This window comes from Streptomyces phyllanthi (assembly GCF_009377205.1).
Taxonomy (GTDB): Bacteria; Actinomycetota; Actinomycetes; order Streptomycetales; family Streptomycetaceae; genus Streptomyces; species Streptomyces phyllanthi.
Genome location: NZ_VJZE01000234.1, coordinates 1 through 14,007, shown reverse-complemented (window position 1 = coordinate 14,007; position 14,007 = coordinate 1). Strand labels below are relative to the sequence as shown.

13 protein-coding genes are annotated in these 14,007 nt (G+C 72.4%); 12 read left to right on the top strand and 1 reads right to left on the bottom strand.

Going from position 1 to position 14,007, the window contains the following annotated elements:
- Nucleotides 1-34: 34 nt before the first annotated feature.
- Nucleotides 35-1,420 carry an MFS transporter gene (locus FNH04_RS27645; RefSeq protein ID WP_152788508.1) on the bottom strand — a complete coding sequence of 462 codons (1,386 nt, stop codon included), beginning with the start codon at nt 1,418-1,420 and terminating at the stop codon, nt 35-37.
- Between the two features lie 518 nt (nt 1,421-1,938).
- Between FNH04_RS27645 and FNH04_RS27640 the strand changes: the two genes are divergently transcribed.
- The 12 genes from FNH04_RS27640 to fabG form a co-directional block, all read left to right on the top strand.
- On the top strand, nt 1,939-2,802 hold the full coding sequence (locus tag FNH04_RS27640; RefSeq protein WP_152788507.1) for a class I fructose-bisphosphate aldolase family protein: 864 nt from the start codon (nt 1,939-1,941) through the stop codon (nt 2,800-2,802).
- Nucleotides 2,799-4,013, top strand: coding sequence for a 3-dehydroquinate synthase II family protein (locus FNH04_RS27635; protein WP_152788506.1), 1,215 nt, complete (start codon nt 2,799-2,801; stop codon nt 4,011-4,013). The genes FNH04_RS27640 and FNH04_RS27635 overlap by 4 nt, the downstream gene beginning before the upstream one ends.
- A gap of 5 nt (nt 4,014-4,018) precedes the next feature.
- Nucleotides 4,019-5,431 carry a class I adenylate-forming enzyme family protein gene (locus FNH04_RS27630; RefSeq protein ID WP_152788505.1) on the top strand — a complete coding sequence of 471 codons (1,413 nt, stop codon included), beginning with the start codon at nt 4,019-4,021 and terminating at the stop codon, nt 5,429-5,431.
- A gap of 89 nt (nt 5,432-5,520) precedes the next feature.
- Nucleotides 5,521-5,796 carry an acyl carrier protein gene (locus FNH04_RS27625; RefSeq protein ID WP_152788504.1) on the top strand — a complete coding sequence of 92 codons (276 nt, stop codon included), beginning with the start codon at nt 5,521-5,523 and terminating at the stop codon, nt 5,794-5,796.
- Complete coding sequence (locus FNH04_RS27620; protein ID WP_152788503.1) at nt 5,793-6,080, top strand: acyl carrier protein; 288 nt, start codon at nt 5,793-5,795, stop codon at nt 6,078-6,080. The genes FNH04_RS27625 and FNH04_RS27620 overlap by 4 nt, the downstream gene beginning before the upstream one ends.
- Nucleotides 6,070-7,500, top strand: a complete 1,431-nt coding sequence (locus tag FNH04_RS47945; protein ID WP_228031645.1) for a beta-ketoacyl-[acyl-carrier-protein] synthase family protein — start codon at nt 6,070-6,072, stop codon at nt 7,498-7,500. Before FNH04_RS27620 ends, FNH04_RS47945 begins: the two co-directional genes overlap by 11 nt.
- The gene (locus tag FNH04_RS27605) at nt 7,497-8,363 is read left to right on the top strand and encodes a hypothetical protein (RefSeq protein WP_152788502.1); all 867 of its coding nucleotides are present in this window, start codon (nt 7,497-7,499) and stop codon (nt 8,361-8,363) included. Before FNH04_RS47945 ends, FNH04_RS27605 begins: the two co-directional genes overlap by 4 nt.
- Nucleotides 8,350-10,044, top strand: a complete 1,695-nt coding sequence (locus FNH04_RS27600) for a class I adenylate-forming enzyme family protein (RefSeq protein WP_152788501.1) — start codon at nt 8,350-8,352, stop codon at nt 10,042-10,044. The genes FNH04_RS27605 and FNH04_RS27600 overlap by 14 nt, the downstream gene beginning before the upstream one ends.
- Nucleotides 10,041-10,616: a hypothetical protein gene (locus tag FNH04_RS27595; RefSeq protein ID WP_152788500.1), complete on the top strand. Its 576-nt coding sequence runs from the start codon at nt 10,041-10,043 to the stop codon at nt 10,614-10,616. Before FNH04_RS27600 ends, FNH04_RS27595 begins: the two co-directional genes overlap by 4 nt.
- Nucleotides 10,617-10,619: 3 nt before the next feature.
- Nucleotides 10,620-11,543: an NAD-dependent epimerase/dehydratase family protein gene (locus FNH04_RS27590; protein ID WP_322724007.1), complete on the top strand. Its 924-nt coding sequence runs from the start codon at nt 10,620-10,622 to the stop codon at nt 11,541-11,543.
- A 124-nt stretch (nt 11,544-11,667) separates the two neighbouring features.
- A complete protein-coding gene (locus FNH04_RS27585) occupies nt 11,668-13,251 on the top strand; it encodes an MFS transporter (protein WP_322724005.1) in 1,584 nt (527 codons plus the stop codon).
- 40 nt (nt 13,252-13,291) lie between these two features.
- On the top strand, nt 13,292-14,007 hold a 716-nt coding region (fabG, locus tag FNH04_RS27580), incomplete at its 3' end, for a 3-oxoacyl-ACP reductase FabG (RefSeq protein WP_152788499.1).

Genomic DNA, 14,007 nt, shown 5'->3' with positions numbered 1-14,007 from the left:
GCGGCGGGGGCGAGCAAAACCAGACGGCGACCCGTCAGGCCTCGAACTCGCCCCCACGCGTCTCCGGCAGAGCCACCAGGCACAACAGACTCAGCAGACAGAGCCCACCCGTGTAGAAGCCGAGCACAAGCGGTGACGACCACTGGCTGTTCAGCCACGTGGCCACGAGCGGAGCGAACCCGCCCCCCAGGGTGTTGGCGAGAATGAACGTCGCGGACGCCCCCGTGTAGCGCAGCCGGGCGGGAAACAGCTCCGGCAGAAACGCCGCCACCGGCGAGAACATCAGCGCCAGCAGCATCAGCCCCACCGTGTACGCACCGGTGATCACCAAGGCGTCCCGCGAACTCAGGGACGCGTACATGGGAACGGCCCACAGCACGCAGCCCGCCGCTCCGGTCAGCATCACAGGGCGCCGGCCGATCCGGTCGGCCAGCCTGGCGACCGGCAACGTGATCGCGATCCCCGCCGCCGCCCCGACACTCGCAGCCGTCAGCATCGTGTTCTGCGGGATGCCCAGCGTCTTCGGCCCGTACGAGAGGCTGTACACGATCGTCAGGTAGTAGACGGCCGACCCCCCGATCGCCGCACCCGTACCGAGCAGCAGCCGCCCGGGATACCGCGTCACCAGCGTGCCCAGCGGAAAGCGGGACACCGCCCCCGGACCCGAGCTCGAACCCGAGCTCGAACCCGAACCCGAACCCGGCCCCGACGTCGCGGCGCTGAACACGGGTGACTCCGTGACCGTCGCACGCACCCACAGACCGATCACCACGAGCACGGCACTGAGCAGGAACGGAACCCGCCAGGCACCGCTCGCGAACCCGTCCCGTCCCGCGATGGCGAGCGTGGGCAGGATGACGGCGCTGGACAGCAGGAAGCCGAGTGAGGGTCCGGCCTGCGGGACGGCCGCGTACAGCGCACGGCGCCCCGGCGGTGCGTGCTCCGCCGCGAGCAGCACGGCCCCGCCCCACTCACCCCCCATGCTCACGCCCTGCAGCAGACGAAGCGTCACCAGCAGGACGGGAGCGAGGAGTCCCGCGCTCTCGTACGTCGGGAGCAGTCCGACACCGACCGTCGCAAGACCCATCAGCAGCAGCGACGCGACGAGCGCCTGTCGGCGGCCCAGCCGGTCACCGATCGTCCCGAACAGCACGACGCCGAGGGGCCGGGACAGGAAGGCCGCGGCGAAGGTGAGGAACGCGGCCAGTGTGGAGACGGTGGCGTTGCCGGAGGGGAAGAACGCGGGACCGAGCACGAGCGCGGAGGCGGTGCCGTACACGGCGAAGTCGTAGTACTCGATCGTGGTGCCGATCAGGCTCGCGACGGCGACCCGCGGCGCCGTGCTCCTCGCTGCCGGCCGCGGTAACACGGCCTGTCTGGAACCGGTCTCGGCAACGGTCTTGGACGGTGAATCGGGCATGGGGAGCTCACTTCCGGTACGCCCGGATACGAACGGTCCGGGCCCGAGTGGGGACGGCCTCGCATGTAACACGAACCGGAGTGCGCCTGTCACCCTAAGCCCGGAAATTCAATTCCCACAAGGGAAGGCAGCCCACCCGATTAGCGATATCCCTTTCGCACCTACAACAGCAATAAAGCACCCGATGCCGCTACGGGTCGGGACAGTTCTCCACAGTACGCACAGAGCGTCCCACATCCGCCACCTCAGCACTTGCCGCATAACTACCCACGAACACCACCCCTGGACAGCGTCAACCCGCCGCCGCCTGTCAAACCGCTGTCAATATTCTTGCCGTTCTCTGTATAAAAATTTGCGAGTGGTCACGCCTTGCCAACGGCCGATCACGCGCGGAATGCTGAGCCGCGGCTGAACTTGAAAGTTCTACGACCATCGTTTTTCGGACATGGAGACCGCAACGCGATGCCCGGGTTCGACTTTCTGGAATGCGGCCTCCGGGCCGGGAAGGCGCATTACCCATGCTGAAAACTGGCAAGCCATTGCGTTTAAGAAGACTGTCGCTGGCGGGTGACAACCGGCATCTGTTCGTCCCCCTCGACCACAGCGTCTCCGACGGCCCGGTCGCCCCCGCGGGCCAGTGGGACGACCTGTTGCGGGCGCTGGTGACCGGCGGGGCCGACGGGATCATCGTGCACAAGGGACGCGCCCGCGCCCTCGCGCCGGACGTCCTTCGGAACTGCGCCCTGGTGGTGCATCTGAGTGCCAGTACCGCCTGCTCCGCCGATGTCGACGCCAAGGTGCTGGTCGGCGACGTCGAGGAGGCCGTACGGCTCGGCGCGGACGCGGTCAGCGTGCATGTGAACATCGGGTCGGACACCGAGCGGCAGCAGCTCGCCGACCTCGGGGCGGTGGCCCGCTCCTGCGACACCTGGGGCATGCCGCTGATCGCGATGGTCTATCCGCGGGGCCCCCGGATCGAGAACCCCCGCGATCCCGCCCTCCTCGCGCACCTGGTCAATGTGGCCGCGGACCTGGGCGCCGACATGGTGAAGACCTCCGTCACCCTGCCGCTCGACCGGATGGCCGAGGTGGTGGCCCACAGCCCCATCCCCGTCCTCGCGGCAGGCGGACCGCCGGACGGCTCGGACCTCATCGAGTACGGCGCCGCGGTGATGGCCGCCGGCTGCGGAGGGCTGGCCGTCGGCCGGCGGATCTTCTCGTCCCCCTCCCCCGCCTCCCTGGTGTCCCGGCTCGCCGCGGTCGTGCACGGCGGCGGCAGAACAGCGGAGGCCGGCACGGCGGACAGCGCGGACAGCGCGGACAAGAGCTCGGATGACATGAGCATGACTAACTACTCGACGTTTGTGGCAGGTGTCGTATGAGGTTCGCGTGGATCGATCTCCGTGAAGTCCCCCGGCCGCAGCTCCAGGCGGTGGTGGACGCGGCCGTCCACACCCGGATGGCCGGGGTCCTGGCCACCGATGCCGAGTTGCTCGGGACGCTGCCACCGACCATCACCCGGGTGCTGGTGCCCGGAGGACCGGCCACGCCCGCCGCCAGGAAGCCCGGCACCAAGGAGGCGAAGGGCGACAAGGACCAGCAGGAGGCCGGGTCCGCCACCGGCGCCAAGCCCCCCGCCGGGGCCGGATCCGCGACCGGCGCCGGAATCGACGTCCTGCTGCGGACGTTCACCGCCCAGGACGAGCTGGACGCGCTCGCCGCCGACAACCGCGCCACCGGGGCCACACCCGTCGCCGGCTTCATCGACGTACGGGACGACCGCACCCTCCAGCTGTCGTGCGCGGGCGCCATGGCGCTGCCGTACACGGTCATCCACTTCGCCGACCCGACCAAGATCCCGCTGGAGATCGTCCTCGCCGCGGCCGAGTCCGCCGAGGGCAAGCTGGTGACCGTGGTCGACGACCTGGAGGAGGCCTCGATCGTCTTCGACGTCCTGGAACGCGGCTCGGACGGCATCCTCTTCACGCCCCGCGGCGCCGACGAGGTGTTCGCCCTGGCGCGGCTGCTGGAGGCCACCACACCCCAGCTGAAGCTGTCCACGCTGACCGTGGAGAGCATCCGGCACGTCGGGCTCGGCGACCGGGTCTGCGTGGACACCTGTTCGCACTTCGAGGAGGACGAGGGCATCCTCGTCGGCTCGTACTCCTCCGGCTTCGTCCTCTGCTGCAGCGAGACCCACCCGCTGCCGTACATGCCGACCAGGCCGTTCCGGGTCAATGCGGGCGCGCTCCACTCGTACACGCTCGGCCCCGACAACCGCACCAACTACCTGAGCGAGGTGGGCTCCGGCAGCGCCCTGCTGGCCGTGGGCGCCGACGGCCGCACCCGGCGGGTCGTGGTCGGCCGCGCCAAGCTGGAGTCCCGGCCGCTGCTGGAGATCCGCACCCACGCCGAGGACGGGCGGCTGGTCAGCCTGACCGTGCAGGACGACTGGCACGTACGGGTGCTCGGCCCGGGCGGGAAGGTCCTCAACGTCACCGAGCTGCAGACCGGTGACGAACTGCTCGGCTACCTGGCCACGGACAAGCGCCATGTGGGCCTGCCCATCGGCGAGTTCTGCAAGGAGGTCTGAGCCCGATGGGCGAGCTCGCAGCGGACGCGCCGGACGGGATGGGATCCCTGGTCCAGCGGCTGTTCGACGCCAAGGACGACGGCCTGCCCTATCTGACACACCGGCAGGAGACCGTCACCCGGGAAGAGTTGCGGGAACGGGTCGCCAAGCAGGCCGCGGTGTTCGCCGGATACGGCATCGGTCCTGGCAGCACCGTGGGCCTGCGGACACCGCCCAGTTTCACCCAGGTCGAGGTGCTGCTCGCGCTCTGGCGGCTCGGCGCCCAGGTGATGCTCTTCGACTTCCGGCTCAAACCCGCCGAGGTGGCGGCGCTCTGCGCCTCCTGCCGGCCGCAGTTCATGGTCAGCGCCGGTTCCAACGTCCGGGCGGCCTTCGGCTTCCGGCCCGAGTACGAGGTCGCCACCGAGTGCCGCAGGACCGGCGGGCCGGCCACCACCGGGCACCGGCTGGTCCAGTTCAGCTCGGGCTCCACGGGACGGCCGAAGGTGATCGGCAGGACCCCCCGGTCGCTCGCCGCCGAGGTGGAGCGGTTCGCCGCGATCCCCGGTATGCCGGGCGAGGGCGACCGGCTGCTGCTGCTCAGTTCGACGGCCCACAGCTTCGGTCTGATCGCCGGGCTGCTGCACTCCCTCGCGGCCGGTGTCTCCGTGGTCTTCGCGCCCCGGGTCTCGGCCCGCGACATCCTGGCGACCGCGGTGGACCACCGCATCACCGCCCTGTTCGGGGTGCCGATGCACTACGAGCTGCTCGCCGCCGCGATCGACGCTCCCGAACTGCCCGAACTGCGGGTCGCGGTGTCGGGCGGCGAGCTGATGCCCCCGGAGGTCGCGGCGCGGTTCACCGAGCGGTACGGCGTGCCGGTCGGCGAGTCCTACGGGACGACGGAGACCGGTGTGGTCGCCATGGACGCCAGTGGCGCGCTGCGGCCGTCGGTCGGCCGGGCCGCGCCCGGTGTGGTGCTACGGGAGCACCGGGGCGAACTGGATGTCGTGCTGGAGGAGTCGCCGTATCTCTTCGACTCGGGTGGCACCCAGTACGCGGACGGCTGGCTGCACACCCGGGACCGGGCCACGGTGGACGGCGCCGGTGCGGTCCGGGTGCACGGCCGTGCCGACTCCCTCGTCGTGATCGGCGGTCTCAAGGTGGATCTCACCGAGGTGGAGAGCGTGCTCCGCGAGCACCCCGCGGTCGAACAGGCGGTCCTGGTCCATGAGGACGTGACGGAGGCGTACGTCGCGCTCGCCGCCGGTGCCGTGCCGCCGTCCCCGGAGGAGCTGCTGCGCTGGTGCCGGGAGCGGCTGGCCGACTACAAGCTGCCCCGGGTGATCCGGCTCCTCGAGGCCCTGCCCCGCACGTCCAACGGGAAGCTGGTGCGCCAGGCGGCGGCGCTTCAGGCGGCCGTGGCCGGTGGCGCGTAGCCCGGCCGGGCTCGTCGCGGACTGTCCGACCACCCCCGCCACACCTCCGCACACCTCTTCAACTGATCCTGCACGGGAGATTTCTGATCATGAGCACGTCGACACTGGAAGACGAGATCCGCGAGTTCGTCTTGACCACGGTCATCGACGAGATGAACATCCTGATGAGCCGCGACGGGATCACGGACGAGAGCCCGGTGACCGTCGGCGGGCTGGACCTGGACTCACTGAGCCTGATCGAGCTCACCCTGCGGCTCGAGTCGCGGTTCGGCGTGGAGATACCGGACACCGACATCGAGCCCCTCGCCTCCCTGACGCTCGGCGGGCTCGTCACCGAGGTCGTCCGGCGCGGTGCGAAGGCATGAGCACGGAAGCCGCCTCGCTGATCACCGCCGGCACCGTCCGGGAGCTGCTGTCGGACCGCAAGATCTTTCCCGGGGTGCCCGACGACCTCGGCGAGGACGCCGAACTGGTCCTGGACTCCCTCGGGCTGGTGTGGCTGCTGCACGTGGTGGAGGAGCGCTACGGCCTGGTCGTGGAGCCCACCGACGAGGACATCGCCGGACTGACCTCGCTCCGGCGGCTCACCGGGTATCTGCGCGCGGCCCAGGCGGAGCGGGAGGAAGGGGGCGGCCGCGATGAGCGGTGAGGTGACGGTGACCGGATTCGGTGTGCGCACCGCGTTCGGCACGGGTGCCGAGGCCCTCCGGCGCGGGGTCTTCGCGGGGGTCCCCGCGTTCGCGCCCACCACGCGGTTCGACACCGGCCCGTACCGTACGCCGATGGCCGCCGCCGCCCCGGACGGGCCCGACGCGGTCGAGGACTGGGCGCTGCGGCACGCGCTCGCCCGGTGCGGGGACGAGGCCCTCGACATGGCCGGCCTCGGGCCGGGCACGGAGGCGGCGGTGCTGCTCGGTGTCGCCGGTGACCACACCAGCGTGACACGGTACTGGCGGGGCGCCGCCGGGTCCCTGCTCGTCCCGGGCGATCCGGGCGGCCCGGGTCCGGGCGATCCGGGCGATCCGGGCGGCGGTTCGGGAAAGGGCGGTGACTCCGGGCGGGGAGAGCCCGCCCGGGTCCGCTCCACAGGCACGGCGGCGAACCGGCTCGCGGACGCCGGAGCGCACGGGCGCGCGGACACCGGGGGGCGTCCGAAGGCGGCGGCGGACGGGGCGGCGGGCGCCGCCCCCGGCCACCGTCCGGGCGGGGAAGCGACCCCGCACACCGGAGGAGCGGCGGCGAAGCGCGTCGCCGACGCCGTGCCCGCGTACCTCACCGAGCTGCTGGCCGGCCGGCTCGGTCTGACGGGGCCGCGGCTCACCTTCACCAACGCCTGTGTGGCGTCCGCCGCCGCGATCATCCACGCCTGCCGGCTGATCTCCTCGGGCCGGATCGACGTGGCGGTCTGCGCGGGCGGATATCTGGTGGAGGAGGAGACCTTCGGCAAGTTCGACTCCGGCCGGGCGCTGTCCCGCGACGGCATGGTGCGCCCGTTCAGCGCCGACCGCAGCGGGCTGCTGCTGGGCGACGGGGTGGCGGCCGTGGTGCTGGAGTCCGCCGAGCACGCCCGGCGCCGCGGTGCCCGGCCGCTGACGACCGTGGTGGGCTGGGGCGCGGCCACGGACGCCCACCACATCGCCCAGCCGCACCCGGAGGGCGCCGGACTGGCACGCGCCGCGCGGCAGGCCCTGCGGCTCGCGGGCGACCCGGACGCGGCGGCCCTCGGCTATGTCAACGCCCACGGCACCGGCACCAAGTACAACGACGGGGCCGAGACCCGCGGACTGCGCGCCGTCTTCCCCGAGCGGGCCGAGGCGGTACCGGTCAGCTCCACCAAGAGCACCACCGGCCACCTCCTGGAGGCGGCGGGCGTCGTGGAGTTCCTGATCACGATGCTGGCCCTGACGGACGGCGTACTGCCGCCGACCGCCGGGTTCACCCGGCCGGACCCGGAGTGCGATCTGGACTGCGTGCCGAACCGGCCGCGCCAGGCCGACGTCCGCCGGGCCCTCACCGTCAACGCCGCCTTCGGGGGCGCCAACACCGCACTCGTCCTGGAGCGGCCATGACGACCGGGAAGACGGTACTGCGCGCTCCCCTCGGCATCCTCGCCACCGCCACGGCGACGTACGGCACCGGTCGGGACGACGACATCACGCTGCCGAGGCTCCCCGGCTTCGTCGAGTCGGCCTTCAGCCCACTCGCGTTCGAGGCCGCCCGGCGGTGTCTGACCGAACGGCCCGGGGACGGCTCCCGCACCGCCGTGGCGCTGGCCACGCTGATGGGCGACACCACCACCGCGGATCTGGCCAGCCGGCGCATGGTCTCCGGGCGGGTCCACAACCCGCTGCTGTTCATGCAGGCCACCGCCAACTCCGTACTCGGCTACACCAGCCAGGAGTTCGGGATCACCGGACAGATGTTCAGCCTCTCCACCGTCGACGACCCGGTGGGTGAACTGCTGGCCATGGCGGATCTGCTGCTGGAGGACCCGGAGCTGGACCGGGTCCTGGTGCTGGGCGTGGAGCTGGGCGGCGGCGAGCGCGTGGCCGCCGCGTACCGGGAGCTGACGTCCGGCACCGGACGGCCGGTGCCGGACCTCCCCGGGTCCGGGGGCCTGGCGGCGGCGGTGCTGCTCGGCAGGGCCTGCGCCGAGGCACCGGTGACGGTCCGCTCGGCCGAGACGTACGACGCGGACGGCACCGACGGCACTGACGGCACCGCGGACGCCGGGCGTCCCGGAAGCATCCAGGGCCTGTTCGACCTGGCCGCCGTCCACCGGCGGCTGCTGCGGGACGGCGGCAGCCACCTCCTGGTCACGGAGCCGGACACACGGCGCGGCCCCACCGCCTTCGTGCTCGGCACCGACCCGCAGGCTCCCCCGAAGGCGCTCCCCGCAGGAAACGAGACGGAGACCCATGCTCATCAGTAGGCAGGAGCGGGCGCGGATCTGCTCCGACACGGAACTCGGCGCCGGCAACGTCCTGCACCGTCTGAAAGCGTACGGCCGCGCGCCCGGCGAACTCGCGCTGCGGACGGACGGCACCTGGCGGGCGCCCGACGGCAGCCGTCCCGAGGTGCTGACGCTCGGACAGCTGTACGAGGCGGTCGAGACGTACGCGGGCTGGTACGCGGCCCATGGTGTGAAGCCCCGCGACCCGGTCGCCGTGCACACGTACTCCAGTGCCGAGAACGCGGTGAACTACCTGGCCCTGACCTCCCTCGGCGCCATCCCGTCGCTCGTCAACGGCAATCTGCGCCCCGAGATCGCGCGCGAGTACGTGCGCCGTCAGGGTGCGGTGGGCGCGTTCACGGACGCGGAGCACCACGCCGTGCTGTCGGGCCCGGAGGGCGACGGCCCGGGGCTCGGCTTCTGTGTGACGGCGGCGGAGATCCGGCCGGAGTTCCGCGAGCGGCTGCCGAAGGCGTACCCGTACCGGCACGACCCCACCGACCCGGTGATCATCTCGCACTCCTCCGGAACCACCGGCATGCCCAAGGGAGTGCCGCACACCCACCGGACGCTGATGTACTCGCAGGTGCACCGGCTGCGCTACTCCAGCGGGGCGGACATGGCGCGCACCCTGGTGGCGCTGCCGGGACCGCACAACGCCGCCATCGCGACCCTGCTGTACTGCCTGCTGCTGCGCGCGGACGTCAAACTGCTCTCCGGCCGGCGCGGTGCCGAGGTGCTCGACGCGATCGAGGAGTACCGGCCGAGCACGGTGCTGGCGTTCGCCGGGACCTTCGGCGAGATGGCCGGTGAGGATTTGGCGGCCCGTGATCTGAGCAGCGTCGAGGTGTGGTTCAACACCGGGGACGCGGCGCACGAGGCGCACATCCGGGCCCTGGTGCGGCACGGCGGCCACGAGCAGATCGAGAGGAACGGCACGGACCTGCGCCGCAGGCGGGTCGAGGGTTCCGTCTTCGTCGACGGGCTCGGCTCCTCCGAGGTCGGCCACTCGCTCTTCCACAACCGGCACACCAAGGACACGTCCGCGTACTCACGCTGTATCGGCAAGCCGTTCAGCTTCGCCGAGGCCGCCGTGCTCGCCGAGGACGGCACCCCGCTGCCACCGGGTGAGATCGGCCGCCTCGGGCTGAGGTCGCCGACGCTTTCGCCCGGTTACTGGAACGACTCGCTGACCTGGAACCGGATGCGGCTGGGCGGCTACTGGCTGCCCGGTGACCTCGCCTACCAGGACGAGGAGGGCAACTTCTACCACCTGGACAGGGCGACGGACGCCATCCGGACCCGCGCCGGGATCCTGTTCAGCACCCGCACCGAGGAACTGCTGCTGCGGGAGCTGCCCGAGCTCGCGGACTGCACGGTCGTCGGGGTCGCCCCGGAGGGCGTACGGGCGGACTGGGAAGGCGACGGAGAGGCCGAGGCGTACGCGCTGCTCCAGCTCGCGCACGAGGGTGACGGTACCGCCGACGGCGGCGACACCGAGGAGTGGACCGGGCGCGTCAACGCGGTCCTGTCGGGTGCCGGATTCCCGCCGGTGGCCCGGGCCCTGCGGATGAAGCCCGGCGATGTGGCCAAGGGCGCCACCGGCAAGGTTCTCAAACGAGTGATGCGCGACAGGTTCGCGGCCGAGGAGCACGCATGAGCACGGGCACGGACACGGGCACGGATGCCGGCGGAGTCAACCACCGCGCCGAGACCGTCGAGGCGTACCGGCTGTGGTGGCAGCACGACGCCCACTGGTACCAGGGGGTGGCGGCGCGGTTCGGGCAGGAGGCCGCGAACGAGATCAACGCCGAGGCGCTGCGCAGGGTCGCCCTCCACGTCGGGCAGCGCGTCACCCGCCGGTCCGGCGCCCTCCCCGACAGCGGTGACAACGGCAAGGACCTGGAGGAGCTGCGCCGCCGCTACGACGAGTGCGGTGACCGGATGTTTCCCCGGGAGCTGCGCAACGCCTCCACCGAGGTGGAGGACGACGATCTGATCGTGCTCACGCTGCGGCGGAACTTCGCCATCACCATGGTGCGGATGGCCGGTTCGCTGGAGGGCTACCGGTGCCCGTGCACCGCCATCCACGCGGGCTGGTCCGAGGGGCTCGGCGTGACGCTGACGGAGAACCGGGCCGAGAGCTGCCTGCGGGACGGCGACAAGGCGTGCCGTCTGCTGATGCGGGTCGCCACTCCCCTCGCCCGCGACACACGCGATTCGGAGGACTGAGCCGTGCGAGTACTTGTCGCCGGGGCCACCGGAGTGATCGGGCACCCGCTGGTGGGCGCGCTGCGGGCGCGGGGCCACGAGGTGAGCGCGCTGGTGCGTCAGGGGTCGCGGGCGCGGGCCCCGGAGGCGGACCAGGTCGTGGTCGCCGACGCCCTCGACCGCGAGGCCCTGCTGTCGGCGGTGTCGGCCGCTCGGCCCGAGGTGGTCGTCCATCAGATGACGGCGCTGCGGCTGCTGCGCGACGACCCTCCGGCGGCCTTCGCCCTGACCGCGCGGCTGCGTACCGAGGGCACGGCCCATCTCGTCGAGGCGGCCCGGGCGGCCGGTGCGCGGCGGCTGGTCGCGCAGTCCGTCGCCTTCGCCGCCGCCCCGGCCGGGGAGCCGGTCCTCGACGAGGACGCGCCGCTGTACGTGGACGCGCCCGACCCCGGCTGGGCCGCCACCGTACGGGCCGTAGCCGAGCTGGAGCGGCTGGTACCGGACAGCGGGCCCGTCGCCGGCGTGGTGCTGCGGTACGGCACGCTGTACGGCCCCCGGACCGCGTACGCCCGTACCGGCGGGACCGCCCGGGCGGTGCTGGCGGGAAAGCTCCCGCTGCCCGGGGGCGGCGCCGGGATCATGTCGTTCCTGCACGTCGAGGACGCCGTGGGGGCCACGGTGGCGGCCGTCGAGTCGGAGGCCACCGGGGTGTTCCATGTGACGGACGACGACCCGGCCCCGGCCGCGCAGTGGCTGCCGCACTACGCCCGGATGCTGGCCGGCCCGTCCCCTCGTACGATCCCGGCGGCGCTCGCGCCCCGCCTGCTCGGCTGGTTCATGGCCCATCAGCTCACGGCGGCACACGGCGCGGCCAACGACCGGGCCCGTACGGCGCTGGGCTGGAAGCCGCTGCGGCCGAGCTGGCGCGACGGGCTGGGCCGGGAGTGAGACGGACCGGGCCGGAAATGACCGGGCCCGGTGACGCCCTCGCCGTCGGTGTGATCGGTGCGGCCACCCCGGGCTGTCGGCCGGAGGAAACGAAGGGACGTGCGGTGAGCGAAGGAGACGTGCGGTGAGCAGGGTGAGCACGGGCGGGAACGCCTCCCGGTCATGGCCCGTCCTCCTGGTCGTGGTCTGCGCCCAGATGCTGATCTGGCTGGACACCTCGGTCCTCAACGTCGCCGTCACCACGCTGGCCGACCCGGTCCGGGGCCTGGGTGCGACCCCCGCCGAACTGGAGTGGGTGGCGAGCGCCTACACCCTGGTCTTCGCCGGCACCCTCTTCGCGGGCGGCGCGCTGGCCGACCGTTTCGGCCCCCGGACGACCCTCCTCGCCGGTCTGGCGCTGTTCGGTGCCGCCTCCGGTGCCGGAGCGTTCGCCGGAAGCCCGGCCTGGCTCGTCGTGGCGCGCGCCTTCATGGGCGCGGGCAGTGCGCTGCTGATGCCCGCGACCCTGTCGGTCATCGTGCAGAGCACGCCGGAGGAGAAACGCACCCGGGCGATCGCGATCTGGAGCTCGTCCAGCGGTCTGGGCGTGGCCGTCGGCCCGGTCGTGGGCGGTGCGCTGCTCAGCCACTTCTGGTGGGGTTCGGTGTTCCTGGTCAATGTGCCGATCGTCGCCCTGTGCCTGGCCGGGGTGGTGGCCGTCGTCCCCGGACTGAAGGGCCCCGGACGCAGGGTGCTCGATCTGCCGGGGCTGTCCCTGTCGGTGCTCGGCCTCGGCGGTGTGGTCTACGCGATCATCGAACTCGGTAACGGACAGTCCTGGTACGGCCCGCACGTCCTGCTGCCCCTGGTCGTGGGCGGTGTGCTGCTCACCGTGTTCGCGGCCGGTCAGCGCAGGTCCCCGGCGCCCAGCCTGGACCTGCGGCTCTTCCGGCAGCCAGGATTCACTGCGGGGAGCGTGGTGCTCCTGCTCGCGTTCATGGCGCTGGCCGGGCATCTGTTCTACGCGGCGTTCTATCTCCAGGGGCCCCGCGGGCTCTCTCCCGCCGACGCCGGAACGGTGATGATCGCCGCCGCGGTCGGCATCGTCCTGGGCAGTCAGGCCTCCCCGGCGGTCAGCCGGTGGCTGTCGGCCCGCTGGACGGTCGCCGCCGGAATCCTGGCCACGGCCGCCACCTACGTCGGCTACGCGTGGCTCGACGGGCGGACCCCGCTCTGGGTCATCGCCGCACTGCTGTGGATCCAGGGCTTCGGCATGGGCCTGGTCGGTACGCCGGTCACGGCCGTGATGATGAGCGGGGTGCCGCCGCAGCTCGCGGGCGCGGGCTCGGCCGTCAACAGCGTCACCCGGCAGGTCGGCGGGACGCTCGGGGTGGCGATGGCCGGTTCGATCCTCTCCGGCGTGTACCGGGAGCGGATGGCGCACGCCGATCTGCCCGGCGCCGCGCGGGGTCTGCCACCCGCCGCCGAGGAGCAGGCCCGGACGTCCGCCGAGGCGGCGCGCTCACTGGCCGGTTCGCTGCGGCTGCCGGAGCTGGCGGCCGCGGCCGACCGCGCCTTCCTCGACGCGATGTACGCGGCCACGCTCTCCATCGCCGCACTGGCCCTGGTCGGCTTCGCCGTGTCCGTCGTGGGACTGCGGGTACGGACGGCACGCCCCCGGGACGTCCCGGAACGACCGACACGGGACGAACAGGTGGAAACCGCGTAAGGACCGGCACAACAGGCGTCAGCAGGAGAGGGACGACACGATGGCACAGGCAACGGCCCGTTCGGTCTTCGTCACCGGGGGAAACAGGGGCATCGGACTGGCCATGGCCCGCCGCTTCGCGGCGGCGGGCGACCGGGTCACGGTGACCTACCGCGGCGACGAACCGCCCGCGTCCGAGGGCTTCCTCGCCGTACGGTGCGATGTGACGGACAGTCAGCAGGTGGACCGGGCCTTCAAGGAGGCCGAGGCGGCCCACGGTCCGGTCACGGTCCTGGTCGCCAACGCCGGGGCCACCCATGACCGTCTGCTGGTGCGGATGAGCGAGGCCGACTTCACCTCCGTCATCGACACCAACCTCACGGGCGCCTTCCGGGTCGCGCAGCGCGCGGTGCGCGGCATGCTCCGCGCAGGCCACGGCCGTATCGTGCTGATCTCCTCCACGGCGGCCCTCCACGGCGCCGCCGGGCAGACCAACTACGCGGCGGCGAAGGCGGGGCTGGTCGGCTTCGCACGGTCGCTGACCCATGAACTCGGCCCCCGGGACATCACCTGCAACGTGGTGGCGCCCGGTCTGACCGAGTCGGACATGAGCCGTGCGCTCACCGAGGAACAGCGCCGGAACCTGCTGCGGCAGACCCCGGCCGGACGCCTGGCCCGCCCCGAGGAGGTCGCCGACGCGGTGGCGTTCCTGGCCGGTGCCGGTTATGTGCGCGGCGCCGTGATCCCGGTCGACGGGGGCGCGGGGCTGGGGCACTG

Bases quoted from the DNA above. Each gene is read 5' to 3' on its own strand.
- FNH04_RS27635 (WP_152788506.1), top strand. From the start codon at position 2,799: ATGAGGTTCGCGTGGATCGATCTCCGTGAAGTCCCCCGGCCGCAGCTC.
- FNH04_RS47945 (WP_228031645.1), top strand. From the start codon at position 6,070: ATGAGCGGTGAGGTGACGGTGACCGGATTCGGTGTGCGCACCGCGTTC.
- FNH04_RS27645 (WP_152788508.1), bottom strand. From the start codon at position 1,420: ATGCCCGATTCACCGTCCAAGACCGTTGCCGAGACCGGTTCCAGACAG.
- FNH04_RS27630 (WP_152788505.1), top strand. From the start codon at position 4,019: ATGGGCGAGCTCGCAGCGGACGCGCCGGACGGGATGGGATCCCTGGTC.
- FNH04_RS27625 (WP_152788504.1), top strand. From the start codon at position 5,521: ATGAGCACGTCGACACTGGAAGACGAGATCCGCGAGTTCGTCTTGACC.
- FNH04_RS27600 (WP_152788501.1), top strand. From the start codon at position 8,350: ATGCTCATCAGTAGGCAGGAGCGGGCGCGGATCTGCTCCGACACGGAA.
- FNH04_RS27595 (WP_152788500.1), top strand. From the start codon at position 10,041: ATGAGCACGGGCACGGACACGGGCACGGATGCCGGCGGAGTCAACCAC.
- FNH04_RS27620 (WP_152788503.1), top strand. From the start codon at position 5,793: ATGAGCACGGAAGCCGCCTCGCTGATCACCGCCGGCACCGTCCGGGAG.
- FNH04_RS27605 (WP_152788502.1), top strand. From the start codon at position 7,497: ATGACGACCGGGAAGACGGTACTGCGCGCTCCCCTCGGCATCCTCGCC.
- FNH04_RS27640 (WP_152788507.1), top strand. From the start codon at position 1,939: ATGCTGAAAACTGGCAAGCCATTGCGTTTAAGAAGACTGTCGCTGGCG.